The sequence below is a fragment of the Corynebacterium suranareeae genome (assembly GCF_002355155.1).
Taxonomy (GTDB): domain Bacteria; phylum Actinomycetota; class Actinomycetes; order Mycobacteriales; family Mycobacteriaceae; genus Corynebacterium; species Corynebacterium suranareeae.
Genome location: NZ_AP017369.1, coordinates 2958590 through 2984821, shown reverse-complemented (window position 1 = coordinate 2984821; position 26232 = coordinate 2958590). Strand labels below are relative to the sequence as shown.

At 51.4% G+C, this 26232-nt stretch carries 21 protein-coding genes and 1 tRNA gene; 13 read left to right on the top strand and 9 right to left on the bottom strand.

Translation table 11 applies throughout. The annotated features are described in order from the left end of the window. Window positions 1-18: 18 nt before the first annotated feature. From N24_RS13780 to thrE, 4 genes are all read right to left on the bottom strand, one after another. A complete protein-coding gene (locus N24_RS13780; protein ID WP_096458269.1) occupies window positions 19-507 on the bottom strand; it encodes a hypothetical protein in 489 nt (162 codons plus the stop codon). After that, window positions 504-1961: an alpha,alpha-trehalose-phosphate synthase (UDP-forming) gene (locus tag N24_RS13775; RefSeq protein WP_096458266.1), complete on the bottom strand. Its 1458-nt coding sequence runs from the start codon at window positions 1959-1961 to the stop codon at window positions 504-506. Before N24_RS13775 ends, N24_RS13780 begins: the two co-directional genes overlap by 4 nt. 12 nt (window positions 1962-1973) lie before the next feature. Further along, a complete protein-coding gene (locus N24_RS13770; protein ID WP_096458263.1) occupies window positions 1974-2303 on the bottom strand; it encodes a hypothetical protein in 330 nt (109 codons plus the stop codon). An 80-nt stretch (window positions 2304-2383) separates the two neighbouring features. Beyond that, window positions 2384-3850: a threonine/serine exporter ThrE gene (gene thrE, locus N24_RS13765; protein ID WP_096460237.1), complete on the bottom strand. Its 1467-nt coding sequence runs from the start codon at window positions 3848-3850 to the stop codon at window positions 2384-2386. A 146-nt stretch (window positions 3851-3996) separates the two neighbouring features. On the opposite strand from thrE, the gene N24_RS13760 reads away from it, so the two are divergent. The 3 genes from N24_RS13760 (at window position 3997) to N24_RS13745 (ending at window position 6086) form a co-directional block, all read left to right on the top strand. Next, a tRNA-Thr gene (locus N24_RS13760) sits at window positions 3997-4069 on the top strand. Between the two features lie 687 nt (window positions 4070-4756). Beyond that, window positions 4757-5194 carry a hypothetical protein gene (locus N24_RS13750; protein WP_096458256.1) on the top strand — a complete coding sequence of 146 codons (438 nt, stop codon included), beginning with the start codon at window positions 4757-4759 and terminating at the stop codon, window positions 5192-5194. A 76-nt stretch (window positions 5195-5270) separates the two neighbouring features. Next, window positions 5271-6086 carry a Cof-type HAD-IIB family hydrolase gene (locus N24_RS13745; protein ID WP_096458253.1) on the top strand — a complete coding sequence of 272 codons (816 nt, stop codon included), beginning with the start codon at window positions 5271-5273 and terminating at the stop codon, window positions 6084-6086. On the opposite strand, the gene N24_RS13740 is transcribed toward N24_RS13745, so the two are convergent. Further along, on the bottom strand, window positions 6073-6885 hold the full coding sequence (locus N24_RS13740) for an alpha/beta hydrolase family esterase (protein ID WP_231911023.1): 813 nt from the start codon (window positions 6883-6885) through the stop codon (window positions 6073-6075). The genes N24_RS13745 and N24_RS13740 overlap by 14 nt on opposite strands. 69 nt (window positions 6886-6954) lie before the next feature. Between N24_RS13740 and N24_RS13735 the strand changes: the two genes are divergently transcribed. Continuing rightward, complete coding sequence (locus N24_RS13735) at window positions 6955-7917, top strand: diaminopimelate dehydrogenase (protein WP_096458247.1); 963 nt, start codon at window positions 6955-6957, stop codon at window positions 7915-7917. A 1336-nt stretch (window positions 7918-9253) separates the two neighbouring features. Here the strand turns inward: N24_RS13735 and N24_RS13725 are convergent. Further along, the gene (locus tag N24_RS13725) at window positions 9254-10024 is read right to left on the bottom strand and encodes an SDR family NAD(P)-dependent oxidoreductase (protein ID WP_096458244.1); all 771 of its coding nucleotides are present in this window, start codon (window positions 10022-10024) and stop codon (window positions 9254-9256) included. A gap of 146 nt (window positions 10025-10170) precedes the next feature. Here N24_RS13725 and shiR point away from each other — a divergent pair, with 146 nt between their 5' ends. From shiR to N24_RS13690, 7 genes are all read left to right on the top strand, one after another. Then, window positions 10171-11058 carry an HTH-type transcriptional regulator ShiR gene (gene shiR, locus N24_RS13720; protein ID WP_096458241.1) on the top strand — a complete coding sequence of 296 codons (888 nt, stop codon included), beginning with the start codon at window positions 10171-10173 and terminating at the stop codon, window positions 11056-11058. 326 nt (window positions 11059-11384) lie between these two features. Further along, window positions 11385-12740, top strand: coding sequence for a shikimate transporter (gene shiA / locus N24_RS13715; protein WP_096458238.1), 1356 nt, complete (start codon window positions 11385-11387; stop codon window positions 12738-12740). Window positions 12741-12772: 32 nt separating this feature from the next. Beyond that, window positions 12773-13102, top strand: a complete 330-nt coding sequence (locus N24_RS13710; protein WP_096458235.1) for a YciI family protein — start codon at window positions 12773-12775, stop codon at window positions 13100-13102. 1 nt (window position 13103) lies between these two features. Beyond that, a complete protein-coding gene (locus N24_RS13705; RefSeq protein WP_096458232.1) occupies window positions 13104-14153 on the top strand; it encodes an alcohol dehydrogenase catalytic domain-containing protein in 1050 nt (349 codons plus the stop codon). Beyond that, on the top strand, window positions 14146-15816 hold the full coding sequence (locus tag N24_RS13700; protein WP_096458229.1) for an FAD-dependent oxidoreductase: 1671 nt from the start codon (window positions 14146-14148) through the stop codon (window positions 15814-15816). The genes N24_RS13705 and N24_RS13700 overlap by 8 nt, the downstream gene beginning before the upstream one ends. 19 nt (window positions 15817-15835) lie before the next feature. After that, window positions 15836-17587: an FAD-binding protein gene (locus tag N24_RS13695; RefSeq protein ID WP_096458226.1), complete on the top strand. Its 1752-nt coding sequence runs from the start codon at window positions 15836-15838 to the stop codon at window positions 17585-17587. Window positions 17588-17725: 138 nt separating this feature from the next. Continuing rightward, window positions 17726-19870: a family 16 glycosylhydrolase gene (locus N24_RS13690; protein WP_167382125.1), complete on the top strand. Its 2145-nt coding sequence runs from the start codon at window positions 17726-17728 to the stop codon at window positions 19868-19870. 25 nt (window positions 19871-19895) lie between these two features. On the opposite strand, the gene N24_RS13685 is transcribed toward N24_RS13690, so the two are convergent. From N24_RS13685 to N24_RS13675, 3 genes are read right to left on the bottom strand one after another with little or no spacing between them, the layout of a single operon-like run. Then, window positions 19896-21212: an MFS transporter gene (locus N24_RS13685; protein ID WP_096458223.1), complete on the bottom strand. Its 1317-nt coding sequence runs from the start codon at window positions 21210-21212 to the stop codon at window positions 19896-19898. Between the two features lie 23 nt (window positions 21213-21235). Next, entirely contained in the window at window positions 21236-21769 is a 534-nt protein-coding gene (locus tag N24_RS13680) for a TetR/AcrR family transcriptional regulator (RefSeq protein WP_096458220.1), read from the bottom strand. Then, window positions 21759-23243, bottom strand: coding sequence for an MFS transporter (locus N24_RS13675; RefSeq protein ID WP_096458217.1), 1485 nt, complete (start codon window positions 23241-23243; stop codon window positions 21759-21761). The genes N24_RS13680 and N24_RS13675 overlap by 11 nt, the downstream gene beginning before the upstream one ends. Before the next feature lie 217 nt (window positions 23244-23460). On the opposite strand from N24_RS13675, the gene N24_RS13670 reads away from it, so the two are divergent. Both N24_RS13670 and N24_RS13665 read left to right on the top strand, forming a co-directional pair. After that, window positions 23461-25200: a pyruvate dehydrogenase gene (locus N24_RS13670; RefSeq protein WP_096458214.1), complete on the top strand. Its 1740-nt coding sequence runs from the start codon at window positions 23461-23463 to the stop codon at window positions 25198-25200. Continuing rightward, window positions 25197-26228 carry an alanine racemase gene (locus N24_RS13665; protein WP_096458211.1) on the top strand — a complete coding sequence of 344 codons (1032 nt, stop codon included), beginning with the start codon at window positions 25197-25199 and terminating at the stop codon, window positions 26226-26228. Before N24_RS13670 ends, N24_RS13665 begins: the two co-directional genes overlap by 4 nt. Window positions 26229-26232 lie beyond the last annotated feature (4 nt).

Below are 26232 nucleotides of genomic sequence, written 5' to 3'. Positions count from 1 at the left end.
CCAGTCTACGTATTAGGCTTAGGAAGTTGGCGCGATCCAGGAAATCAACCTGATGGCAGGTTTATCTAGATCGTCCACATCACTGGTTAACAAAATTTCAGAAGGGGAAGTCCTAGAAATCTTGAAAGATCCAGGCAAAAGATCCACCAGTTTGTTGTGTACTTCTAATTCTTGGCCCTGGCAGTCTTCTGGAAGCTTGTCAAAATCAAGCGACGATAGCGTGACATAATCAGCGTCCGTCACTGAACTTTGAGTGCCTTCATGGAAGAACTCCGCTGCGCCATTGAAAGGAACGCATCCGGTGAAACCAGTCAGTGAAGAATGACCAAAATCTAGGCTGGGCTGGGAAATAACAAGATCACTAATGGAACTGGGCTCATCCGGGGTGGTGTAAATATTGCTCACCAACCATGTGGAATCTGTCATTTCAACGGTGTCGGAACCACACGCAGTCAACAGCAGAGGCAGCGGAAGTAGACTGAGTGCAGCAAGACGTGAACGGATCATGAGTTGTCTCCTGATTGAGCCAAGCATTCAAGGAAGCTATTTGCCCAGACATTCACATCATGGGTGTAGACCTGTTCGCTGTTGGTTTTCATCCGCGATTCTGCAGATTCAGGGTTGTGCTGCAGGTCGTATACCGCAGCGATCATTTGTCTCTTGATGGATTCCACATCAAATGGATTACACAAATATGCGCCAGTTAATTCCGCGGCTGCGCCAGCAAATTCCGACAGCACCAAAGCACCGGAACCATCGCGGTGGTTTGCCACGAATTCTTTCGCCACCAAGTTCATGCCGTCTTTAAATGGGGTCACCAGCATGACATCGGCTGCTGAATACAACACCTGTAGCTCATTTTTACTCAATGACCTGTGCAAATAATGCACCACGGGTCGGCCCATCTGACCAAAACGACCATTAATCCGCCCCACTGCTTCTTCCACCTGGGACCTAGAAACTCTGTAGTGGTCGATGCGTTCGCGTGACGGCGTAGCTACCTGCAGCAACACGGCCTTCTCCGGCTCGAGCGCACCGGATTCTAAAAGTTCTTCAAACGCTAAAAGTCGCTGCAGAATGCCCTTGGTGTAGTCCAGCCGGTCCACGCCCAAAAATACTGTTTCCGGATCGCCGAGCGATTTTAAAAGATCAAAAACGGCGCTTTTCGACGCCTCCCCAAACATTGACACATCAATCGAAATGGGAAACGCCCCGACGCTGACCCGACGACCATCCGCAGTTTGTACATCTGCGCCAATTTCACGCACCAATGCTTCACCGCTGACCTGCAATGAATCCGGTTGCCCCACATGCGAACCGGCAGTACCCGCTACCTGTTGCGTTAAAGTGAGGAAGTTTTCGGCGTTTTGAACAAGGTGGAATCCCAAAAGATCAGCACCGAGCATGCCTCTCACGATTTCTTCACGCCATGGCAATTGGCGGAATAAATCAGGAGATGGAAACGGAATGTGGAGGAAAAATCCAATTTTTAGATCAGGACGAAGCTGGCGCAAAATGCCTGGAACCAGCAACAACTGATAGTCCTGCACCCACACAGTGGCATTTGGGGCAGCAACCTGACTCACAGCCTCAGCAAACTTCAGGTTTACTTCCCGAAATGCGTGCCACCAATCAGTGTTGTATTCAGGGGTGACAATCAAATCATGGAAAAGAGGCCACAGCGTAGCGTTGGAAAAACCTTCGTAGAAACCTTCAAAATCGCTCGCTGTTAAAACAACTGGGTGCAGCAAAACACCCGTGTCAGTGCGGAAAGGTTCCGGGGCGACATCGACGGTTCCTGGCCATCCAACCCAACAACCCCGATGTTGCTCTAGAACGGGGGAAAGCCCCGTGACGAGGCCACCGGGGCTGGGGGAGATGCTGTAGCTACCATCTGGGTGAACAGTCATGTCCACCGGCAGACGGTTAGCAACGACTACAAAGCTATTGGATTCATCCATAAAAGATCCGGCTTAAGACTTCTTGGTGGTCTTCTTTGCAGTGGTCTTCTTAGTAGTTTTCTTTGTGGTCTTCTTGGTAGTTTTCTTAGCAGCAGCTTTCTTTGCTGGTGCCTTACGAGTCCGCTTAGCAGCTTTTTTAGGCTGTGCTTCCTCATGCTCAGCAGCGACCTTGGAGTAACGCAGGCCCTGTGGTTCAACGCCAAGCATGCACATCAAGGTGACGCCGTCAAAGAAATCTTTAGAGTAGGTAGCAACAATCCTGCGGGCTCCGGCTGCGGTTTCCTCTTCAACAGCGTGAAGGGATTCGGGGGTGGGACGAGTGTCCGTGATTTTTGCCGGCAAGGATCCTCCTGAGGGTTTAAAAGCGATCGACCCAATATTCTACGCTATTTAAGCGAAAGACGCCTAAGTAGGTAGATTTTCTATCGTTTTATATTGGTGCTTTGATTAGGTTTATTACGCCTTCTCTGACGCCGCTGCTTTTGCTGGGCTTCCTGGAAGGAATATGCATTTGCTTTTGTAAAGGCACGGTAAGGGTTAAATCGTGGTGGTCGGCGCAGTCTGCGGGCAACCCACTCACCCAAGACCACACCTGCAGCTAGGGCTGATGCTGTCGCCAAAGCAACCGCGAGGTTGGTAAAACCCATAAGTGTTTGATCATTAAGCGTGGCGTACATGCCGCGGTAGATGGACAAGCCAGGCAGCATGGGAGTAATACCTGCAATCGCCACGATCAATGGTGGAATTAAGAATCGACGTGCAAGCAAACCACCAGTAAAACCAACGGCAGTTGCAGCGATCGCAGCGGCGGAAACAGGACCTGCGTAAAGAACAAAAAAGTAATAAAACGCCGAACCCATCAACGCAGTTAAACCGGCAATAATGACTGAAGACCACTCCGCATAACAACCCACCGCGAAGGCTGCAGCAGTCACACCACCCGCAATAATTCGCGCAAGGGTGGATGAAGGATTCGGTGCTGCCGCTGACTCCATCGCAGGAAGCATCACATCCAAAATGCCGGATAGTTGAATACCTATACCAACTCCGGCCACAATGCCACCGGTAAAAAGCAATGTCTCAAAAAACCTGGCACTTGCTGTCACTGGCGCACCGGTGATGCCATCCTGCAAAGATTGCACCAAGGTCAAACCGGCCAACAGCACCACAATTCCAGACGCAATGATCTGACTAGGTTTAATCTCTAGACCAAACTGCAACGCCAAAGAATAAGCGATCGTTGCTGGCACCGTGGCAATAAAACCACCAACCACGTTTTGGAAGAAGGTTGGTAGGCCGTGCTTTCCCAAATAGCTAGTGGTGAAAATGATGGTGAAGGCAGTCAAAAACGCAATGAGGGATACTTGCCATCCACCGCCCAACAACACGGCAACAGCACCACCCATGGTTGCCCAACCAAGCAACGCAACTGGAAATCCATATGAAGCAGGGGATTGTTCCAATTCATCCAAGATTTTTTCGGCAACCTCAGGTGGGGTTGCACCGGCCTGGATGGAACGGATCAGACGGTCCACTTCAGAAAGTTTGGAGAAGTTGGTGTCCAGTTTGCCCACAACATGAAACACATTGACTGGCATCCTTTTTTCCACACCAATGTTGGTGAAGATGGTGATGGTATTCAACGTGATGTCCACGTGGGTGTAGTACAAACCATATGCAGAGGTCACTGCTCTGATCTGTACCTTGGTATCGCCGTTGGATGTTCCTGAAGAAAGCAAAATGTCGCCAATTCTCGCAGCCAAATTCATCACACCAGCCACTTGACTATGGTCAGTGAGATCAATTGGGGCTAGTGGGGAAGGTGGCGGTGCGGCTTTGGCAGCGTCAACGGTAGAGATGCGACCACGAAGGGTTGCAAAACTCAACATCCGCTGGAAAACATTTTGCAAGGAAAAAGTGTCCAATCAAGGGTATTTATGCACGGTTCACCTGACACTCTAGCGCCGAATTCCATTGTTATGCATCAATACGCTAGGATACCTTTTTGTAGTTGTTGCTTAGCCTCAACTGCGGTGCTGGAGTGGCGCAATTGGTAGCGCAACGCACTTGTAATGCGTAGGTTGCGAGTTCAAGTCTCGTCTCCAGCTCAAAAAATACCCCTTTATCTGTACGTTCGGTAAAGGGGTTTTGGTTTTGTATGTAGGCTAAGTCATAACTTACTCATAACTTTGAGGAAAAGGCGCTTATCGCTTGTTTAAGGCCTCGAGATTTTCGAATGAGTATCTGTATGGGCAAGGCCCTGAAAACTTCTTAGAAGTGATTCTGGTGCCTCAACTTTTTTGAGGTCAGCCATCAAAATTTCCGCCAACCACGCCAGAGCAAACATACGTGCCAAGAAAACTCAAAAATCCGAAATTTTGGCCCGTATGTTTGGTTGATCTCGCTTTAAACCAGACGGGGATGACAAAGATCCGTGAAAATCGAAAATCTTGTCACCTATGTTTGGTGCAGGGCTGTGGGTAGTGAGGTGGGGCGCTCAACGACCAAACGACGACCAAACCCGGGCGCCTCGAATCCACTCAAATCTGAAAGTTGGGCACCTGTGTCTGGGGCCCGTGTAGCCAAGCCCCCGAACTCTCTCACGATGACACTCCATGAGGTCCAAATCGGGGGTGAAAAATTAAATCCAGACACTTCTGAACCCCAGGATCAACACCTCGAGCACAAAATTCTGCAAAAAATTACCCCGAAAATTTTCCTAGACTTACGCCGTGCTGAATCGTTAATCTCGTGATTAGTTCACAACATTTCAAACAAAGAGAAGGAAGATTCAGATGACCGAGGGATTAAGCGCTGTGGAGCTGCAGGCTTTAAATCAGCAACAGCGCACCACGGATCTGGGAACAGGTGGTGGTGGAGAAAGCGTGGCTGAGCAAAAGGTACGTGAGGCAGCCGAATGCCTTGCTGCTATTGAAGCGTTGGATGGGCCAGATCGTCAGATCGCGGAGCTGTTGCACAAAGTAGTGCAGGATGAAGCGGCGCATTTGGACCATAAGACGTGGAATGGTTTTCCGGCTTATGCGCGTGATGGCAAGGTTGTGGTGTTTTTTCAACCTGCCTCCAAGTATGACTCTCGCTACGGAAGCATAGGTTTTACTGAGGAAGCGTTTTTGGATGATGGTGATTTTTGGCCCACGAGTTTTGCTGTTTTAGCAGTTAGTGACAAGTTTGAGGCGAAACTTCGGGGGCTTGTAGTTAAGGCTGCGGGATAATCAATGTTTTGTCTCGATTGAGATTGTTGGCTAAATTCCTCGATTCTGCACCACACTTACGCGTAAAGTTTGGGGCATGGGAAAGTTACTTTTCGTAGACATCGGTGGCACTTTGCTGGATTACTCAAATGAAGTTCCACACTCGGCCGTCGACGCGATCCGTCAGGCGCGCGCTAAGGGGCATCGTGTGTATTTAAGCTCTGGTCGAAGCAGCGCTGAGGTGACTTCTCAGTTGTGGGATATCGGAGTGGATGGTCTTATCGGGGCAAATGGCGGATATGTGGAAAGTGCACAGGAGTCTGTGTTCCACCGTCGTTTGTCTGGTGAAGAGACCCGCCATATCGTGGAGTGGCTCTATGACCGTGGTTTGGAGTTTTATCTCGAGTCCAACAATGGTTTGTACGCAAGCCGTGGTTTCCGTGAAGCCGCTAAGCCTGTCTTGTCGCGGTTGTCGGATAAGGCTGATGTGACGGTTGATGGCATGTATCCGGATATGTTCTGGGGTCAAAGCCTTGATCGTGATGATGTAAACAAGATCAGTTATATCTTTAACTCTCAGGAAGATTTGGATGCTGCACGTGTGGCATTTCCTAATTTGGAGCACACCACGTGGGGCGGGCCATCGGGTGCGCTGTTTGGCACGATCGGTGTGTCGGTGAATAAGAAGATCGGCGTGGATCGTTTGCTGAAGTACCTGAATGCGGATCGCGCAAACACCATTGCGTTCGGTGATAGCGATGAGGATCTCTCGCTATTTGAGGCGAGCGCGTACGGCGTTGCGATGGGCGAGGCCACCGAGTCGCTGAAGGCTGCTGCTGACCTAGTCACGGATCCGGTTGCGCAGGACGGCCTGCGCAATGCGTTTTTAAAGCTTGAGCTTATCGACGCCTAACCCCATCAAAGAACTTCCCAATCTCCTCAGCCGCTATCACTGTTGTGGTTGAGGGGCCCAGGAATTCTGGATAGTTTTTGCCACTTGGTACCACGTGGCCGATCCCGTTGAGTGTCCAAAATTCAACGGGATTTTTTCCTGCCCAAGAATCAATGGACACTACGTAATCGACAACAACATGACTGTGTGTTGTCAGCCCATTTCTTTTCGCGATGTATTTAGCTGATTCATATGCCGACATCCCATGACCGCGACGGTGTGCTTTTCCGATGCCGGCATCACCACCTTCATAGGGCGAAAACGGATCAGCGGTACCAGCCATAGAAAAATAGGGCACGGGGAAAGTTTTAAATGTTTTAACCTCAGACAACGTATTGTCTGGGACGGGCATATTGGAGGCAATGGTGGCGGCACCGCTAAGCATTTTGGGAACCTCATGCATAAGGCGCAGCACCATTTGTCCACCATTGGAATAGCCAGCAACAAACACTCGCTTAATGCCAAAATTATTGCCCAAATAGATGGCTAGTTTGATAAAGAACCCCACATCATCAATACCTAAATGACGTGTGTTTTCATCCAACCCCAATCGAGCATCGTTCCAATGCTGATCCACACCATCGGGGTAGACAACCAAGTAGGGTAGGGCATCGAAAGTCTTATTAGTAAAGGTGCGTACAACCGACCCTGATTGCTGGGAACCATGGAAAAAGATCAGCGCATCCGTGGGCGAACCAAGAGGCTCAACAATTCGAAATGTGCGCTGTCGATCCTGATGAAAGAGATGTCCCTGAATCATCATTCAAGTATGCATCTCGGTAAGCTCTAGCAAGACAGTGCCACCACACAATTGGAGGAATACAAGAACATGACCAACATCCGAGTAGCGATCGTAGGCTATGGAAATCTGGGACGAAGCGTCGAAAAGCTAATTGCCAAGCAGCCAGACATGGACCTTGTAGGAATCTTCTCGCGCCGGGCAACCCTCGACACAAAGACGCCAGTCTTTGATGTCGCCGATGTGGACAAGCATGCCGATGACGTTGACGTGCTGTTTTTGTGCATGGGTTCTGCCACCGACATCCCTGAGCAGGCACCCAAGTTTGCCCAGTTCGCCTGCACCGTGGACACCTACGACAACCACCGCGATGTGCCTCGTCACCGCCAGGTCATGGACGAAGCCGCACGTGCCGCTGGCAACGTCGCCCTGGTGTCCACCGGCTGGGACCCAGGCATGTTCTCCATCAACCGCGTCTACGCCGCGGCAGTGCTCGCCGACCACCAGCAGCACACCTTCTGGGGCCCAGGTTTATCACAGGGCCACTCCGATGCTTTACGACGAATCCCTGGCGTTCAAAAAGCCGTCCAGTACACCCTCCCATCCGAAGAAGCCTTGGAAAAAGCCCGCCGCGGCGAAGCAGGCGAGCTTACCGGAAAGCAAACCCACAAACGCCAATGCTTCGTGGTTGCAGATTCCGCCGACCACGAGCGCATCGAAAACGACATCCGCACCATGCCCGACTACTTCGTTGGCTATGAAGTAGAAGTCAACTTCATCGACGAAGCAACCTTCGACGCCGAGCATACCGGCATGCCACACGGCGGACACGTGATCACCACCGCAGACACCGGCGGATACAACCACACCGTGGAATACATCCTGAAGCTGGACCGAAACCCAGATTTCACCGCCTCCGCACAGATCGCCTTCGGTCGCGCAGCTCACCGCATGAAGCAGCAAGGTCAAAGCGGTGCCTTCACTGTTTTAGAGGTTGCTCCATACCTGCTGTCCCCAGAGAACCTGGATGATTTGATCGCACGCGATGTCTAATTAAAGGCGTTTAAGGCAGGGGTGGTGTATTCGGGCTTGTCCCATGTGAAAGTGAGCGGTTTCATGTGTTTGTTTGCATGGTTTGGTTGCATGGGAGCAGACACAGGGGCCTAACTTTTGAGTCTGGGTCCCGGGTTTGGTCTGGACTATCCCCGGACCAAACTGTTCTGTGTCAAGACGTTGTGCACGCTTAAGGTCATGACCTTGTTCACGCACAATGTCATGACCTTATGCACGCACAGTGTCATGACATTGTGCACACCCTAAGACCCCACCACAGGCATAATCCCAGGCTGCTGACAATAGATTGATACCTACCTGAGGCGCTCAGAGGTACACGATCATCACATTCGACCCATATACCCCGCGCAGTCCATCAATCACAGGGTTCTGAAGTCGGCTTAGAACCTCCCCCGGAAGGCTGTTCCTGCCCGACTGGCACAACGGATAGTTTCCCAAGGCCAAGTCAGCCCACTGAGCGAATGTGAACCATCGATTCCATGAGCGGGCTACTGTTCTTGCCAAGGGTGGGTCTCACATCAATTTGCTGCAGCATTCGTGGAGTGTGGATAAGCCACCCGCCACCGCTGTGGCAGCGTAAACGTGATGAGGCAAAGCATCGATTCAACTCACTCGAGCCCGGGGGATCTACTGCACTAAAACTGGTACTCGGGTTCAGGTTGGTGTGCACACCGCTACGGATCAGTGTGTGCACAACCTAGTGAGGTAGAACGTGCACAAGGACTAGACATTGAGTGTGCACAACGTGCTGACACTTTACAATCCCCGGACCAAACATAGGTGCCAAGATTTTTGTTTTCCCGATTCTTTGTCATGCCTGTCTGGCCTAAGGCAGGATAAACCAAACATACGTGCTAAAATTTTGGGTTTTCGAGATTCCTTGTCATGTATGTTTGGTCTCATCTGTGTAGAGGGAATTTTGGAGTCTAGCCCCAAAAATTTCGAGGCTCCAGAATCGCTTTTAAGAGGTTTTCAGGGCTTTACCCGTACAAATACTTATTCGAAAATCTCGAGGTCTTAAACAGGCGATAAACGCTTCAAGTGCAAACCCGAGCCCAATCAGCGCAGCGCAGTGGTCTTCCATATCTTGCGGGGAATGAAAAACGCCCCCGCGCGATGCTTCAAGCTATTGCCTGGTATTCGCGACGACGGCGTTTCAATTAATGGGGGCAGTGGCTTAGAGAGTCCTGCCCACTTACACGTGAGAATAGCATCGCTTTAGGGACGCTACTGATTTCTTGCTAAAGAAGGGTTTAAACGGGATTTGCCCCGAAACCTTGATGATCTCGGGGCAAATTCTAAAATGACGGGAGTTCTAGCGACTGGTGTATCCGGCATCCACGTGAATTGTCGTACCGGTTACATAAGATGACAGATCTGAGGCGAGCCAGAGACTTGCTTGTGCAATCTCACGTGCCTGGCCAAAACGGCCGAGTAAACTGAGCATCGGTGCGAACTCTTCTTCAGTCTGGCCAGTTTCCTCGAGAGCACCACGAAGCATTGGGGTATCAATGGCGCCAGGAGCAACCGAGTTGATCCTGATATTGTGTGCACCGTTCTCCAGGGCGGCGACCTTTGTCATACCGACGACACCATGTTTAGCAGCAACATAAGCGACGTTATTTGGTTGTGGCCTAAACCCTGACACCGAGGAAATATTAATGATCGAACCGCCACCGCCTTGAGCAATTAGCTGCCGAAGCTCATATTTCATCGATAGGGCAGTGCCCTTCAAATCCACAGCTAACAGGCGATCCCAATAGTCTTCATCGAACTCTGAAACCGGGGCATTATCGGGAGTTAATGCCGCATTATTGACGGCCACATCTAGCCTGCCAAAGCACTCAACAGTCGATGCAACCATTGCCTCGACTTGATCACCTTGGGAAATATCTACCTTGACGAATAGGGCTTCCGCCCCACTGCTTAGCAGGTCATCCACAACGGCTTGACCTTTTTCTTCATTAAAGTCAGCGACAACAACTTTGGCACCAGCTTCAGCAAATAGTCGGGCGGTGGCTTCACCCATTCCCATCGCAGCGCCAGTGACAATCGCGACTTTATTTTCTAGTACTGGAAATGTCATGATCTACCTCCTTGAGGTATCGAAGAATGTCCATGTCCAATGCTAAGCGTGATTCAGACTGCTAAAACGTGATGTGAGCTATATGGAAATGCTCGGTAGATCTTGATCCGAATGCCTAAAGTCCATCCACGATAGGATTAGTCCTCGTGGAGATTCGGTGGTTGGAAGGCTTTATCGTTGTCGCAGAGGAATTGCATTTTAGTAATGCGGCAATTCGTTTGGGGATGGCGCAATCACCTTTGAGCCAGTTGATTCGGAAGCTGGAGGCGGAACTGGGGCAGAAGCTTTTTGATCGCAGTACTAGGTCGGTGGAGTTAACCGCTGCGGGGAAAGCGTTTTTGCCCCATGCCAGGGAAATTGTTGCCAGCACTGCGGTGGCTCGGGAAGCGGTGAATGCCGCTGAGGGGGAAATCGTTGGTGTCGTGCGTGTTGGCTTTTCGGGGGTGTTGAACTATTCAACGTTGCCGTTGCTGACAAGTGAGGTGCGTAAGCGTTTGCCCAATGTGGAGTTGGAGCTTGTTGGGCAAAAGCTCACTAAAGAGGCAGTGAGTTTGTTGCGTTTGGGGGCTTTGGATATCACGCTGATGGGATTGCCCATTGAGGATCCAGAGATTGAAACTCAGCTGATTAGCGTTGAGGGTTTTTGTGTGGTGCTGCCGAAGAATCATCGTCTTGCGGGGGAAGATGTGGTGGATTTGGCGGATTTATCTGATGAAGGTTTTGTGACCACACCGGAGTTTCCTGGTTCTGTTTTTAGAAATTCCACTTTTCAGTTGTGTGCTGAGGCCGGGTTTGTGCCAAGGATTAGCCAGCAGGTAAATGATCCGTATATGGCGTTATTGTTGGTTGAGGTCGGGGTTGGGGTTGCGGTTACTACGCAGAGCACAGGAAAGTTGGCGCCAGCAAATACGGTGACTTTGCCAATCAAGCAGTGCTCTGTGGAGCTACGTCATGGTGTGGCATGGATGCAGGGGGCAGGGCGAGTTGCTCGGGATGCGGTCATCGATATTGCGTTGGAGATTTTTAACCCTTGAGCGCCCTTGAGTTCCGTGAAATCTCTCTTAGGGAATGCCCGTACACCCCTGAAAGAGGTTTCGAAACAAAGATTTTTTCATAAATTTTGTGGCTTTTGGGCAGTGAGCCAAAAGTGCACGATTCCTTATTTGCAAAGGTTAATGCAGCAAAAGTATTAACCACGACTTAATTAAGCTCAATTCCTACTTAAATAATGTAGAATTTTGTATTTCTCTTACAAAGTGATTCGCCATATAGTTCAACGCATTGGTTATCCAGATCACAAAATAAGCTCTCGATGGGTAGCCAGTTGACCTTAATGTCCATTCCTTTGAGAGGGAATACGATGACTATCAATTCACCTTCATCGACGATCGGTGGTTCCATGTCGCATGCAAGCAACCCGGTAACTCCCGATCCCATTAAAGGCACTCCGCAAGCTAAGCGTGCAGCTCTATCTGCGTTCTTAGGGTCAACGTTGGAGTACTACGATTTCTTCATCTACGGTTCTGCCGCAGCACTGGTGTTTTCTCACGTTTTCTTCCCAGAGGGTGGAGCGAATTCAGTCCTGTTGTCCATTTCCACCCTTGGTGTTGCTTACGTTGCTCGCCCTGCTGGTGCGGTGTTGTTTGGTCACTTGGGCGATACTATTGGTCGCCGAAAGACCTTGATGATCATCTTGTTCACCATGGGATTGGCCACGTTAGGCATCGGACTTCTTCCTACTTATGGTCAGGTAGGAATTCTTGCCCCAATCATGCTTGTGGTTCTTCGTTTGCTGCAGGGATTATCTGCCGGTGGTGAGTCTCCAGGTGCGGCGTCACTATCAATGGAACACGCACCACAGCGTCGTCGTGGTTTCTACTCCTCCTTCACCATCTCTGGTGTGATGTTTGGAATCGTGCTGTCTTCCTTGGTGTTCATTCCTGTCGCGGCTTTACCTGATGAGCAACTATTTAGTTGGGGTTGGCGTATTCCGTTTATTCTCAGTGTCATCTTGACTGTAGTCGCGCTGTGGATCCGTAGGCATTTGGAAGAGTCTGAGACTTTTGAAGAAGAAGTCGAAGAAGCTCCGGAAGCACCAAAGGTTCCAGTTGTGGAGTTGTTCCGTACTCACTGGGCTGCTGTTCTGCGCGTGATGTTCTCCTCTACCTTCGCCATGATGAACACCATTTTGAATGTCTTCGGACTGGCATATGCGGTGTATAGCGATGTTGAGCGCACCACGATGTTGGGTGTTATCTCCGTGGCAAACCTCATGGCCGTCTTTTCTCAGCCACTGTTTGGATTGTTGTCGGACAAGATTGGACGCAAGCCGGTCTTTATCACGGGTGTGCTTGGGGCAGGCGGCATGATGTTTGTGTTCTTCAATGCGATTAGCACAGGAAGCATCGTGATGATTTACCTGTCAGCCATGGTTCTTATGGGTCTCTTCTATGCCGCACCAAACGCTACGTATATGGCAGCTTTCCCAGAGCAATTCCCTGCGAAGGTGCGCTATTCCGGAATGGCTATTGGTCTCATGCTTGGTTTGCTGGTGTCTGGTTTCTCTCCTGCCGTTGCGGAAATGCTCACTGGTGGACAAACCGAAAACTGGTTGCCGGTTGCGTGGATGTGCTTGGGCTTCGCGGTTCTATCTGCGGTTGCTTTTGCCACAGGTAAAGAAACCTATAAGACCCCAACCCATCTCTTGGGAAAGTAAAACCCGCGAATTTTAAGAAAGTGTGATCCTCCATGGCTGCATACGCCGTAACTTACGCATACGTTCCAGAAAATGATGAGATGGCGGCTATTCGACCTACTCACGTTGAGTTTCTAAAAAATCTCCATGAACAAGGTACGTTGCTGATCTCTGGTCGTTTAACTGAATGCGATCCGTTGGGCGCGCTGTTGATCATCGAAGGCGATAGCGTTGAAGAGGTCGAGACGATCATGGATCAGGATCCCATTTTCTCTGGTGGATTTGTCTCGCAGCGCTTAGTTCGAAAGTGGAACGTTGCTTTCGGAGCCATTGCTGAAAACCCAGCAGAGCAACCAGCAAAACAACCAGCAGGGCAGAACTAACATGACTACCGCTGCTGTAACCGTTTCCAAAAAGACCATCTTGTTTCAAGAAAGACCTACACCGGAAACATCGCCTGGCTCTGCGCGGATCGCCATGTCGGCTGTTACTTTGTGTGGAACTGACGCGCATATTTGGGACGATGACTACGCTTCGGAGCTTCCGATCATTCAAGGTCATGAGGCTGCTGGAATCATCGTGGATATCCATCCAACCGATGAAGGCAATGGATTTAAGATCGGTGACAGGGTTGTTATTTGCCCTATGTTTTATTGTGGCACCTGCTATGCCTGTTCGATTGGTCGAGTGAATGCTTGTAAGGAAATGAGCGTTTACGGCTGCTATGAAGATGGATCTTTGGTTGATGAGCAGGTTGTGCCGTTTGCCAATTTATTTAAGATTCCAGATTCATTGCCGATTGATCTTGCACCTTTAGTCGAGCCGATTTCCATTGCCATGCAGGCGTGCAAGCGTGGGCGTCCTGTCCAGGGTGAGAAGGTGTTGGTTAATGGTGCAGGACCGATTGGTGTTTTGGCGGTGCGCTATCTGAAAGATCAAGGATGCGATGTCGCGGTTAGTGATATGGTGCAATCTCGTCTGGATCTGGCGGTGCACTGCGGTGCTGATAAAACTTTCCTGGTTCCAGACGGCACCCAAGACACACAGATTGCGCAGTGGACTGATGGAAACGGGCCTTCCTTAATCATCGATGCCACTGGATCCCCAGCATCTTTAGCATCTGCGATTGATCAGGTTGCTACCGCAGGTCGGGTAGTGTGCGTAGGCATTTCGGATCGTGAACTGGTGTTTGATATGCGCACACTTGTATCCAAGGAAATCGATTTGTTGGGTTCTCGCAATTCCCAGAATCTGTTTCCAGAGTGCATCGAGCTGCTTGATAAGCACCAAAACACATTGCGTGCGCTTATTACCCACCGTTTTGAGTTCGCTGATCTTGATCAGGCTTTCACCACGTTGACTACTCCGGATGCTGGTGTTGGAAAAATTGCCATCGATTTTCCTACAACACAGCCAGGAGCACACCATGTCTAAGCCACTTCTTTCTTCAGTGGACCAATGGCCTGATGAACTGGATGTGCTGGTGATTGGGTCTGGTTGTGCTGGGTTAACGGCCGCACTTGTCGCGGCGGGCGAAGGTGCGCAGGTGGGTGTCGTCGAAAAGCATAAAAAGCTTGGCGGCACGACGGCCGCAGGTGGCGGGGTGATGTGGGCGCCGAACAACCATTTAATGGGTGCGCGTGGTTTCACGGATTCGCCGGAGGCCGCGGCGGAGTACATTCGTGCGGCGACCAAGGGCAAGCTTTCTGCTGAGGAGATTGCCTGGTACGTGGACAATGCGGCGGCAGCGGTGCAGTTTTTGGATGAGAAAACGCGCGTGGATTATGCGCCGTTGAATCGCCCGGATTATCACCGCGAATGGCCCGGTTCCACCCAAGGTGGTCGCGGTTTGGACCACAGGCCTTTTGATCCGTCGGTAGTTCCGGGTTTGGCGGAGGCCGTGCGCCCGCCTACGTATTTGCCGCTGATCACGATGGATGAGCGTGATCATCTCCACGGCGCTGCCCCCAACCCGCAACTGCTTGAAAGTCGCGCGGAACAGGGAGTACGCACTATGGGTGGCGCGCTGATCTCCGCCATGGTCGCGTCCGCCTGGGACGCCGGAATCCGCATCGCAGTGGGTACCGCAGCCAGCTCACTTCACCGCAGCCAGGCCGGCTGGGAAATATTGCTTATCGACGCCTCCCTCCACCGCACCATCACCGCCAAGCACGTGGTCATTGCCTCAGGAGGCTTCGAATGGTCCAAGGAGCTCACCTCCACATTGCTGAAATTTCCAATCACCCCTATTTCTGCACCGTCTAACACCGGTGATGGGCTCAAGTTGGGAATCGGTGTGGGCGCTGCGTTTTCAGAGACCACCGATATCTGGGGTGTGCCTGTTATTACTGCTCACGGCGCGCACTACGATGGGCAGCAATCTGGGCGCATGGGCAATGTGGAAGCAACCCTGCCGGGTTCGATCGTGGTGAATAAGCAGGGCAAACGCTTTGTTAATGAGGCTTTGAACTATCACGATTTCTCCCGCGTCTTTGCCAACATTGACCCCGAAACATCAGAATTTGCTAATATTCCAGCATTTTTGGTGATGGATTCAACCTTCACTGCTAGATACCCAGTGGCAGGGCATCCAACGTTTTCCTCTGCTGCCGACGCGCCGTCATGGATGGTGCAGGCGGAGACTTTGGACGACCTTGCTAACAAACTTGGTGTGGAACCTGCAGGCCTTTGCTCGACGGTTTTACAATTCAACGCCGATGCCCGTGAGGGGATTGATTCTGAATTTGGCCGAGGCGCGACAGAACAAGATCGCCACTTGGGCGATCCTGTCAACATCCCAAACCCATGTTTAGCGCCACTAGAAACTGGTCCGTTTTATGCAGTCGAATTAAAACCAGGCGCGCTGGGTACCGCAGGTGGTTTACACACCAACCTCAATGGTGAGGTCCTGGGGTGGGATGGGCTTCCACTGGGAGGGCTATATGCGGCAGGAAATTGTTCTGCAACGGTCTTTAAAGATGCCTATCCAGGAGGTGGAGCAACGATCGGATCAGCAATCACCCGCGCGTACGCAGCGGGCAAACATATAGGTGCAAGCATCGATACTGCACTAAACAAAGCATTTGAGTTTAACTAATTAGGAGTAAAGAAGAACAATGACGGAAAAAGAAGTTGACCTGCTTGTTTTAGGATCAGGCGCAGCCGGACTCTCTGCAGCATTAACTGGTGTTGTAGAAGGACTAAACGTATTGGTCTTAGAAAAAAGCGACTACATCGGAGGTACTACTGCCTATTCTGCTGGAACCATGTGGATTCCCAACAACCACTTCCAGCGCGAAGACGGCATTACCGATGATCGTGAAAAAGTAGAACGCTATCTGGACACCCTCATTGGCGATAAATCCGATAAAGCAATGCGCATGGCCTACGTTGACCAAGGACCAAAGATGTTGAAGTACATGGAAAACATTGGTGTGGAATTCCTCCGCTCACCTAATGTTGTGGATTACCACTCTGAACTTCCAGAAACCGGAAAAACTGGCCGTGCTCTTGAACCAAAACCTTTCGATGGCCGCAAATTGGGCAAGATCAACTTCTCTCATATCCGTCCACCGGTTCATGAATTCGCACTGATGAACGGCACCATGATGCTGCGCAGGCCGGAAGTAAATGTTCTTTTAGGACTATTTTCCAAGCGTCCAAAACCAACTGCCGCAGCAATCGGAACTGCTCTTAAACTTGGCCTTCGTTGGGCCACCGACATGGTTAAATACCCACGTGGAACCCGTCTTGTCATGGGCAATGCACTGACCGCAGGAATGTATCACCAGATTTTGTCGCGTGGTGGCACGGTATGGCGAAATGCTGTAACCACTGAGCTGATTACAGAAAATTCCGCAGTGGTTGGGGCAGTAGTTAACCATGGGGGAGTAGAGCACCGTATTCGTGTAAACAAGGGTGTGGTTTTAGCAGCTGGTGGGTTCTCCCAAAACCCTGAACTACGCAAAAAGTACATGCCGCAACCCACCCCACAATTTTCTAGGGCTAATGAAAGCGCCACCGGCGATACTCTGACACTCGCTGCCAATGTGGGTGCGCACCTAGGTGATGATAACGGCGAAAATGCACTGTGGTTCCCCTCATCCATTGGCACCAGAGCAGATGGATCCACCGCAGTGTTCCCACACATCTGGGATCGTGGCCGACCAGGTGTCATCGCGGTGAACTCCGCTGGTGAACGGTTCGTCGATGAATCCGTGTCTTACCACCGATTTGTGCGCGCTATGTATGAGTCCAACAAAACCACCCCGACTGTTCCAGCCTGGCTGATTGTTGATTCCCGCACCCTCGCCAAATACGGCCTCGGCATGATCACCATGCCTCACCTGCCCAAACTGGCGCTGCAAAAATACATCGATTCTGGATACCTGCACACAGGAGCATCCTTAGATGAATTGGCACGCAACATTGGGGTAGATTCACAAGGTCTAGCAGCAACCGTCAAACGATACAACACCTTTGCTAAAACGGGCATGGATGAAGATTTCCACAAAGGTGAATTCCTCTTTGGCCAAGCTGCCGGCGATCCAAACCACAAACCAAACCCCAATATCGGGCCAATGAAGAAGGGGCCGTTCTACGCAATTGCTGTGGTTCCCACTCCATTGGCTACTGCGTTTGGCATCAGCATCAATACGAATGCGCAAGTTGTCGATAGCAACGGCGAACCGATCAAGGGTCTGTATTCCGCGGGTAATGACGCCCAGTCCGTCATGGCCTCTGAATACCCAGGTGCTGGTTCGCAAGTAGGTTCCGGAATGACCTTTGGGTGGATTGCGGCCCAACATGCGGCGGGCAATGTGGAGACTCTGAAAAACTCGGAGGAGACTACGAGCATTTCCAAGTAAGTGGTGCGTGCCCGCCGTGCCACCGACGGCGAAAGCATGAAAAAACCTTATTTGCAGCTGTTAAACAAATATGAAATTCCTTGGCAACTTGTTTAAATAGATAGATATAGACAAGTTTGAAAAGGAAGGTTGTCCATCTTGAAAAAGCATGTGACTTCAGCCGTTACCGCCTTGGTAACGGCTTTTTCAACGGCTGCACTTGGTGTAAGCGTTGCCGTTTCTCCAGCAGCTGCACAAGTGGCTAATCCAGCCCCAGATCTTTCTGCACCGTATACATGGGTAGAAGAATTTGATTCCGAAGACGCACTGAAGGGCTGGAATATTTTCCGCCAGCCAGATTACGGCAGCGACAAGGTTCTTTATACCGAAGACGCTTTAAGCATTGAGAACGGAAAACTCACCATCACCACGCAACGACACTGTGTCGATGAGGACTTCGCTATTAGTGATCCTGCCAATCGTGGCAAGCTCAACGAAGACACCGCGCAAGTAGAACCTTGCGCCCCGGATCAGTTTGAGAAATTCACCAGTGCTCGCATTGTGACACCAAAGATTGCTCGCGGACAGTTCGATCTTTCCGTCACCGCAACTTTCAACACCGGAGGCGTGGAAGGTGTGCGAAGCGCCATTTGGATGCAAAACGGTGAACAAGCTTGTTCCCAACCAACCAACAATGGTCTCTACGGTGAATTGGACCTGGTGGAGCACTTTTCCTATGATTTGCGCGCACCATGGTCCCCTGCAAATACTCACTTGGGTTGCGATCCTGAAAGCGTCAACGGCACCAACCGCGCACCTCGAGAACTTAAACTAGATGAATCCCTCGATGGAGTTCAGCGCACCTGGACTGTAAGCACCACCCGCGATGGCGTTGAGTACTTCATTGATGATGAGGCCATTGATCGCCAGTCATGGCGCAACGATGTCACTTTGGGTCATGCTGCGATTGATGATTTTGGCATCACTGGGCAAACATTCGATGAGATCGTTGATCGTGAATGGACGCTTACCCTTAACCAAAAGGTAGAAAGCGCTGACTGGGCAAAGCCTCGTTCATCTGATGAGGATTTCCCTGTTCGTTCCATGGTGATTGACCGCATTGAAGTCACCGGAGCGCCCGTGGCAACGGAAGATACTCCAATGCCAGATACCACCCAGCTTTTGACCCGAGACACACTGGACTACCTCGGCCGCATGCCCGTGCTAGAACGCTATGAGCCTGCAAGCGCTGATTTTGCCGACGGCCGCAGGCCTTCCTGGAACTACTTCAATTTGAAGGAGTCGTGGGCTAATCCAGAACTCGAGCAACGTCCAGAAGCCGTCGAGTTTGTTGATGGCCGCATGGATATCGTTACTCGCCGCCACTGCCTAGCTACCGCCGATGACATTGCCACCCCAGAAAATGCGCAGGAAGCACCGTGCGCGCCAGGTGAGGTGACCCGCTACAGCTCCGCACGCATCCACCTTCCAGAAATCCCGGCCGGCAACTTCCGGCTCACCGTGCGCGCTCGGGCGCAGTCCGAAAAGCTTGTCGACGGCATCCGCCCCGCTATCTGGATGCAGAACGATACCAATTTCTGTGCAGACAATGATGGACGTCCCTACGGCGAATTGGACATCACCGAGTTTTACAGCTCTCGTGTAAACACTCAGTATTCTGCGGTGCACTTGGGTTGTGCTGGTAATCGCCCAGAAATGAAGCTTCGTCAAATGGAAATGGACGAGTCCATGTTCGGCGATTGGCATGATTGGGGTGTCGAAGTTTTCGATGGCCAGATCGTCTTCACCATTGATGGCTCCCCAGTGGTTTCTGCAGGCAAGGACGTCTTTGGGAATGCTGTGACCCCAGCTGCTGCACCACTTCGCCCAGCGCACTTTAATTTGTCAGAAGAGGACTACCGTGCAGTTATTGGGCGACCTTGGCACCTGATTTTGAACACCATGGTGGAGCAATCCGGCAAGGACAGCTGGATTACTGCGGTTGATAATAATGAGGTGTTCCCAGAGCACCGTTTCCAGATTGGTCATGTAGCAGTAGACATCGAACCTGATTCTGTGGATAATGCCTGGCCTGATGCTGCGAATGAAATCCCAGATTCAAGTGGCATTGAAGATTCAGATGACGACAGCGCTCCAAAAACTGATCCCACTGGAAGCTCCACCGCAGAGACAGTGAGCTGGATTTCGTTGTTTACTGCTTTAAGCTCGTTGGTTTTCACACTCGCGCTTAATCAAGAAGCTCTGCAGAATCTGATTAATCAGTTCCTGCGCCAGTTCAAGTAAAAAATTTAGCCTCTCCCCAAGACCCTCAATTCACCTTGTGGGGAGGTTTCACCATGCTCAGCAGGGCAATACCGAACAGTAGAATCAGCGCGATGGCTAAAATGCCGGTGCGATCATCACCGGTGAAAGCAACGAATGCGCCAAACAGCGACGGCGCCATCCAACTCACAGCACGGCCGGTGGTGGCATAAAGGCCGAAGAGCTGGCCTTCTTGTCCATCGGGGGACAGGCGGGTTAAAAAGCTTCTCGACGCCGACTGCGCTGGTCCCACAAACGCACACAGGATTAATCCGTAGATCCAGAAATTGGTGGGGCCGTCGACGAAGAAGAGGATGGTGGCATCGGCAATCATGATGGTTAGCGATGCCAAGATGATGGGCTTTGGTCCAATCCGGTCATCTAAGAAACCACCAAGCAGTGCTCCCAGGGCTGAAACCACGTTTGCTGCGACTCCGAAAAGTAAGACATCGCCAGCAGAAAGTCCATAAACAGTAACTGCGAGGATCGCGCCGAAAGTAAATACGCCGGCTAGGCCATCGCGAAACACTGCTGCCGCAATGAGGAAGTACACCGCGTTGCGGTCTTCTTTCCACAGTTGTGCAATCTTGGCAAACAGATCCTTATATGCAGCGACTAGTCCTTTGGGTTGGGCTTCTGCTGATACCTGGGGTTCAATTTCAGGGACACGCAGCAGCGCTGGGATCGCGGAGATTAAAAACCATGCGGCTGCAAGTACTGCCACCAGGCGGATATTTAGACCATCTTCGATGGGCAGGTTTAGAAATCCGCGAGTGTCACCATCGCCTGCAACAAAGCCGAAATAGCAGACCAAAAGTAGAACAATGCCACCGAAATAACCCATGGACCAACCAAAACCTGACACTCGGCCGACGTTGTCGCGGGTTGAGATCTGGGAAAGCTGTGCATAGTACTGTACTTCGGCAAACTCAAAAGTGATGTTGGCTATCGCCATGATGGCAACACCAAACCAGAAGTAAAGCGGGTCGGTGTTTTTGACTGCGAATAGGCAGAACATCAAAAAGACGGTGACTAACGTCCAGGTGCGCAAGGATCTACGCCGGGTACCTCGAATGTCAGAGCGCCTGCCCATCACCGGGGCCACCACGGCAACAATGACGCCAGCGATGGCAACAGCCATGGAATAAAGCGAGGTGGCGTTGGAGCCCTCGGCGAGTGTGGAGCCGACTGAATCAGTCAGATACACCGAGAAGATAAACGTCACCAGCACCGCGTTGAAGGATGCTGAACCCCAATCCCAAAATGCCCAGGACACGACGGGCGGTTTGGGTTTAATCACGCGGTTGGATTCCTGAACAGTCATGTCCAAGACTTTAGGGGAGAAAACTATTCTTGGCTGGGGATCAGATCGAGAATTGTTTCCAGCATTGCTTGACGTTGGGCGTGGCTGAGGACGTCATCGTGAATGTAATCGTGAACAAAGAGGCCATCGGCTGCAAGTTGTACTAAATAAACGGCACGTTTGTGGGCGTCGTTTTCTAGATCGTCAGTGTTGGGGATCCATTGGTGGTTGACGGTGCGCCAGGCGTTGAGAAAATCGGGGTGGGAGGGGGCGTCGATAAGCAAAAGCAGCTCGGAGCGCGAAACGTTTTCGGTGAGCGTAACCACGACGGCGCGCAGTCGCTCAAGTGGATCCTCTGGGTCGCGGGCTATGGCGCGCAATTCCTTGTCCCAGTCGTCGGCAAGCAGCTCGTGCATGCCTAAAAGCAGCGCGTGGCGGCTGGGGAAATGATAAATCAAACCCGATTTTGAGAGCCCCGTTGCTTCGGCGAGCGTGTCATAGCTGAGTGTTTCCAGGCTGCGCGTGCCGATGTACTCGATGGCGGTGCGCAGGATCATCTCTTTTTTGCTAGTGCGCATTGTTCGCTCCCTTTGGATTGCCGCGGAAAAGATAGCCACTGATCAACGAGGCCGCTACCGCGCATACTAGGGCAATGATCAACACATTAATGTAGGCGGTGTCCAAAGAAGCCCGCGCCGCATCGCCATAAACTGCGTGGTGGACGCCTGCAGAGAAATTATCGGCAACCTCTGCTGGTGCATGCAGCGAGTAGAACAAGGGGAACAAGCTACCCAGGATCGCCACTGACAACAGCGTACCGAACTCATAGGACACCTCTTCGATGGAAGAAGCCATGCCTGCTTTGCGCACTGGCGCGGAGCCGATGATAGCCGTCGAGGACACCGACATGACCGATCCAGCGCCCGCGCCCATGAAGAACAGTCCCGCGATGAAAAACGGCAGGCCATCCGTATGCGTTGCACCCCAAATGCACAATGCGATGCCAATGGCGGTGGCAGCAAAACCACCACTGATCAATGGCTTAAAGCCCCAACGATGCAGGTTTGCGCCGCCAATAATGGACATGGGGAAGCTGCCCAGAGCTGCGGGGATCATCAACAAACCAGCTTCCAATGGGGTGAATCCCACAGAGAGCTGGAAGCGTTGTGATGTGGTCATCTCCAGTCCAGAAACCGTAAACATCGCCATGCCGGCAGCAACCACGCCACCTAAGAACAGACGGTTGCGGAACAGTGAGATATCCAGGAGAGGCTCTTTGATGAGCTTTTGTCTGCGGTTGAACAGGATGGCGCCGACGATAAGCAAGATGATGGCACCGACAAGCAGCGGCATATGACGTGCAGTATTTACGGCCTCCTTGATAGTAAGGATCAAACCCCCAAGCGTGAGCAGCGCATAGAACGACGATAAGAAATCCCAGTGCTTGGACGGATTTGCGATATTGGCTGGAGCCACCATGATCGTTGCGATCAACGCGACAGCAGCAACGGGAACGTTAATGAGGAATACCGATCCCCACCAGAAGAACTCCAATAGCGTGCCGCCAATAATTGGGCCTGCTGCCGCACCAACAATTGCTACAGAACCCCAAATACCAATCGCGGTGTTGCGCTCGCGTTCATCTTCAAACGTAATGCGAATCAACGCCAATGTGGCAGGCATCATCGTGGCAGCACCAATGCCAAGGAATGCCCTTGCTGCAACAAGAGCCCATGCTGTCGGTGCAAAAGCTGCCGCCAGTGATGCAATACCGAAGATGCTCAACCCCATGAGGAACATCCGGCGGTGGCCGATCTTGTCACCTAAGGTGCCAGTACCTAAAAGTAGGCCCGCCATGAGCAAGGGATATGCATTGATGATCCACAGAGCTTGGGTTTCTGTGGCTTCTAGTTGTTCTCGGAGTAGGGGAAGTGCGGTGTAGAGAATTGAGTTGTCTACACCGATCAGAAAGAGTCCGCCGCTGATAACGGCGAGGAAAGCCCAACGTTGGGTCTTTGTAGGCGTGTGTGCCTGTAAAACTTCTGAAGTCATGAATCGTAACTGTAACGAATGGTCGGTATAGTTTCAACTGTGGCTGTGGTGTTTTAAGACACTGCCGCAATGACCTCCCGATCGCGCGAGAAGGCCGCCGTCGTTTCAAATACTCCCAGGTAGATAGGTGAAACGTGGCAGTAACGAGTTTTGAAGAGCACAATCGAGGCCACACCAAGTTAGGCAACACAATCGCCATAACGTTGAGGAGTTTGAGATGGCACACAGCTTCGCAGAACAATTAATCGACACCTTGGAGGCTCAAGGTGTGAAAAGAATTTATGGTTTGGTTGGTGACAGTCTGAATCCCATCGTGGATGCCGTCCGCCAATCAGATATTGAGTGGGTGCATGTTCGAAATGAGGAAGCAGCAGCGTTTGCAGCTGGCGCAGAATCATTAACCACCGGAGAATTAGCGGTGTGTGCAGCATCGTGTGGTCCTGGAAATACTCACCTGATTCAAGGACTTTATGATTCGCACCGAAATGGCGCAAAGGTGTTGGCAATCGCCAGCCACATCCCAAGTGTGCAAATTGGCTCAACCTTCTTCCAAGAAACACACCCAGAAATTCTGTTCAAGGAATGCTCTGGTTACTGCGAAATGGTCAACAGCGGTGAGCAAGGTGAACGCATTGTGCACCATGCCATCCAATCCACCATGGCGGGCAATGGGGTATCAGTGGTTGTTATTCCTGGTGACATTGCCAAAGAGGATGCTGGTGACGGCACCTATGCCAATTCCACTATTTCTTGCGCCACCCCAGTTGTCTTCCCCGATCCCACCGAAGCAGCAGCGTTGGTTGAAGCAATTAACAGCGCAAAAACGGTCACGCTGTTTTGCGGTGCGGGTGTGAAGAATGCCCGTGCACAGGTGCTGGAATTAGCACAGAAAATCAAAGCACCGATTGGACATGCGTTGGGTGGCAAGCAATACATCCAACATGAAAACCCTTTTGATGTCGGAATGTCTGGCCTTTTAGGTTATGGCGCATGCGTTGATGCCTCCAATGAAGCTGACCTTCTTATTCTGCTGGGCACGGACTTCCCGTATTCAGATTTCCTTCCAAAAGACAATGTGGCTCAAGTTGATATCAATGGTGCACATATTGGTCGACGCACCACGGTGAAATACCCGGTGACAGGTGATGTTGCTGCAACCATTGAAAATATTTTGCCGCATCTAGAAGAAAAGACCGATCGCTTATTCCTGGATCGCATGCTCAAGGAGCACGAGCGCAAGCTGAGTTCGGTGGTGGAGGCCTACACACGTAACGTCGAAAAGCAGGTGCCTATCCACCCTGAATACGTTGCCTCTATTTTGAACGAGCTAGCAGATAACGACGCCGTATTTACCGTGGATACCGGCATGTGCAATGTGTGGCATGCGCGTTATATCGAAAACCCGGAAGGTACCCGCGACTTCGTGGGATCTTTTAGGCACGGCACGATGGCTAATGCGTTGCCACATGCAATCGGCGCGCAAAGCGCGAATCGGGATCGCCAAGTAATCGCCATGTGCGGTGACGGTGGTTTAGGCATGCTGTTGGGTGAGTTGCTGACCGTTAAACTACATGATCTGCCGTTGAAGGCCGTGGTGTTTAACAACAGCTCTTTGGGCATGGTGAAACTGGAAATGCTCGTGGAAGGCCAACCAGAATTTGGCACAGACCATGAGGAAGTGAATTTCGCAGATATCGCAGCGGCGGTGGGCATCAAGTCAGTTCGAATCACAGATCCAAAGAAGGTGCGTAAACAGCTGGCCGAAGCCCTGGCCTATCCTGGTCCTGTGGTGATTGATATCGTGACTGATCCAAATGCACTTTCGATCCCACCAACAATTACCTGGGAACAAATCATGGGATTCAGTAAAGCCGCAACCCGAACAGTATTCGGAGGCGGAGTGGGTGCCATGCTTGATCTCGCCCGCTCGAACCTAAGGAATATTCCAACTCCATGATGATTGATACCCCTGCTGTTGTCATTGACCGTGAGCGCCTGGATGCCAATATTGCTGCTATGGCGACTCATGCGGCAGCTCATGGCGTGGCAATTCGACGGCATGTGAAAACGCACAAAATTCCCGAAATCGCACAGATGCAGATTGATGCGGGTGCTCGTGGAATAACGTGTGCCACCATCGGTGAAGCAGAGGTCTTTGCTGAAGCTGGTTTCACAGACATCTTTATTTCCTACCCGGTGTATCTGTCGAAGCGAGCGATTGAACGACTCAATGCACTGGCCGGGGAGATTCGCATTGGTGTGGATTCTGTAGAGATGGCCCGTGCAGCGGCCGGATTGCGCGAAGACATCAAAGCGTTGATCGAGGTGGATTCAGGTCATCGCCGAAGTGGTGTGACTCCATCATCGGAGGCTTTGACTCAGATTCGTGAGGCGCTGGGCAGCAGGTATATCGGAGTGTTCACCTTTCCTGGGCATTCTTATGGTCCAGGAAATGCCAAGCAGGCGGCAGCTGATGAACTCCAGGCACTGCAGACAAGTGTTGAACGCCTTGGTGGTGGCCTGACTTCTGGAGGATCCTCGCCATCTGCGCAGTTCACCGGTGCAATTGATGAGATGCGACCAGGGGTTTATGTGTTTAAAGATTCCCAGCAGATCACATCAGGGGCATGCACTGAAGATCAGGTTTCCATGACCGTGTTATCTACGGTGGTGAGCCGAAATGTGGCAGACCGACGGGTGATTCTGGATGCTGGTTCGAAGATTTTAAGCACCGATAAGCCGGCCTGGATGGATAGTCATGGTTTTGTGCTTGGGCAACCAGATGCGAGGGTGTCTGCTTTATCGGAGCACCACGCAACTATTTTTTGGCCTGAAGATGTAGAACTGCCAGAAATTGGCGATCAACTGCAGGTCGTGCCCAACCATGCCTGCACCGTGATTAATTTAGTGGATGAGGTTTACGTTCGTGCCACAGATGGAACACTTGAAGCATGGAAGGTAGCGGCCCGAGGTAAAAATTCCTAGAGAG

Excerpts from the sequence above, each read along its gene's own strand:
- N24_RS13780 (WP_096458269.1), bottom strand. The coding sequence starts at position 507 with ATGATCCGTTCACGTCTTGCTGCACTCAGTCTACTTCCGCTGCCTCTG.
- N24_RS13775 (WP_096458266.1), bottom strand. The coding sequence starts at position 1,961 with ATGGATGAATCCAATAGCTTTGTAGTCGTTGCTAACCGTCTGCCGGTG.
- thrE (WP_096460237.1), bottom strand. The coding sequence starts at position 3,850 with ATGTTGAGTTTTGCAACCCTTCGTGGTCGCATCTCTACCGTTGACGCT.
- N24_RS13750 (WP_096458256.1), top strand. The coding sequence starts at position 4,757 with ATGACCGAGGGATTAAGCGCTGTGGAGCTGCAGGCTTTAAATCAGCAA.
- N24_RS13745 (WP_096458253.1), top strand. The coding sequence starts at position 5,271 with ATGGGAAAGTTACTTTTCGTAGACATCGGTGGCACTTTGCTGGATTAC.
- N24_RS13740 (WP_231911023.1), bottom strand. The coding sequence starts at position 6,885 with ATGATTCAGGGACATCTCTTTCATCAGGATCGACAGCGCACATTTCGA.
- N24_RS13735 (WP_096458247.1), top strand. The coding sequence starts at position 6,955 with ATGACCAACATCCGAGTAGCGATCGTAGGCTATGGAAATCTGGGACGA.
- N24_RS13725 (WP_096458244.1), bottom strand. The coding sequence starts at position 10,024 with ATGACATTTCCAGTACTAGAAAATAAAGTCGCGATTGTCACTGGCGCT.
- shiA (WP_096458238.1), top strand. The coding sequence starts at position 11,385 with ATGACTATCAATTCACCTTCATCGACGATCGGTGGTTCCATGTCGCAT.
- N24_RS13710 (WP_096458235.1), top strand. The coding sequence starts at position 12,773 with ATGGCTGCATACGCCGTAACTTACGCATACGTTCCAGAAAATGATGAG.
- N24_RS13705 (WP_096458232.1), top strand. The coding sequence starts at position 13,104 with ATGACTACCGCTGCTGTAACCGTTTCCAAAAAGACCATCTTGTTTCAA.
- N24_RS13700 (WP_096458229.1), top strand. The coding sequence starts at position 14,146 with ATGTCTAAGCCACTTCTTTCTTCAGTGGACCAATGGCCTGATGAACTG.
- N24_RS13695 (WP_096458226.1), top strand. The coding sequence starts at position 15,836 with ATGACGGAAAAAGAAGTTGACCTGCTTGTTTTAGGATCAGGCGCAGCC.
- N24_RS13685 (WP_096458223.1), bottom strand. The coding sequence starts at position 21,212 with ATGACTGTTCAGGAATCCAACCGCGTGATTAAACCCAAACCGCCCGTC.
- N24_RS13680 (WP_096458220.1), bottom strand. The coding sequence starts at position 21,769 with ATGCGCACTAGCAAAAAAGAGATGATCCTGCGCACCGCCATCGAGTAC.
- N24_RS13675 (WP_096458217.1), bottom strand. The coding sequence starts at position 23,243 with ATGACTTCAGAAGTTTTACAGGCACACACGCCTACAAAGACCCAACGT.
- N24_RS13670 (WP_096458214.1), top strand. The coding sequence starts at position 23,461 with ATGGCACACAGCTTCGCAGAACAATTAATCGACACCTTGGAGGCTCAA.
- N24_RS13665 (WP_096458211.1), top strand. The coding sequence starts at position 25,197 with ATGATGATTGATACCCCTGCTGTTGTCATTGACCGTGAGCGCCTGGAT.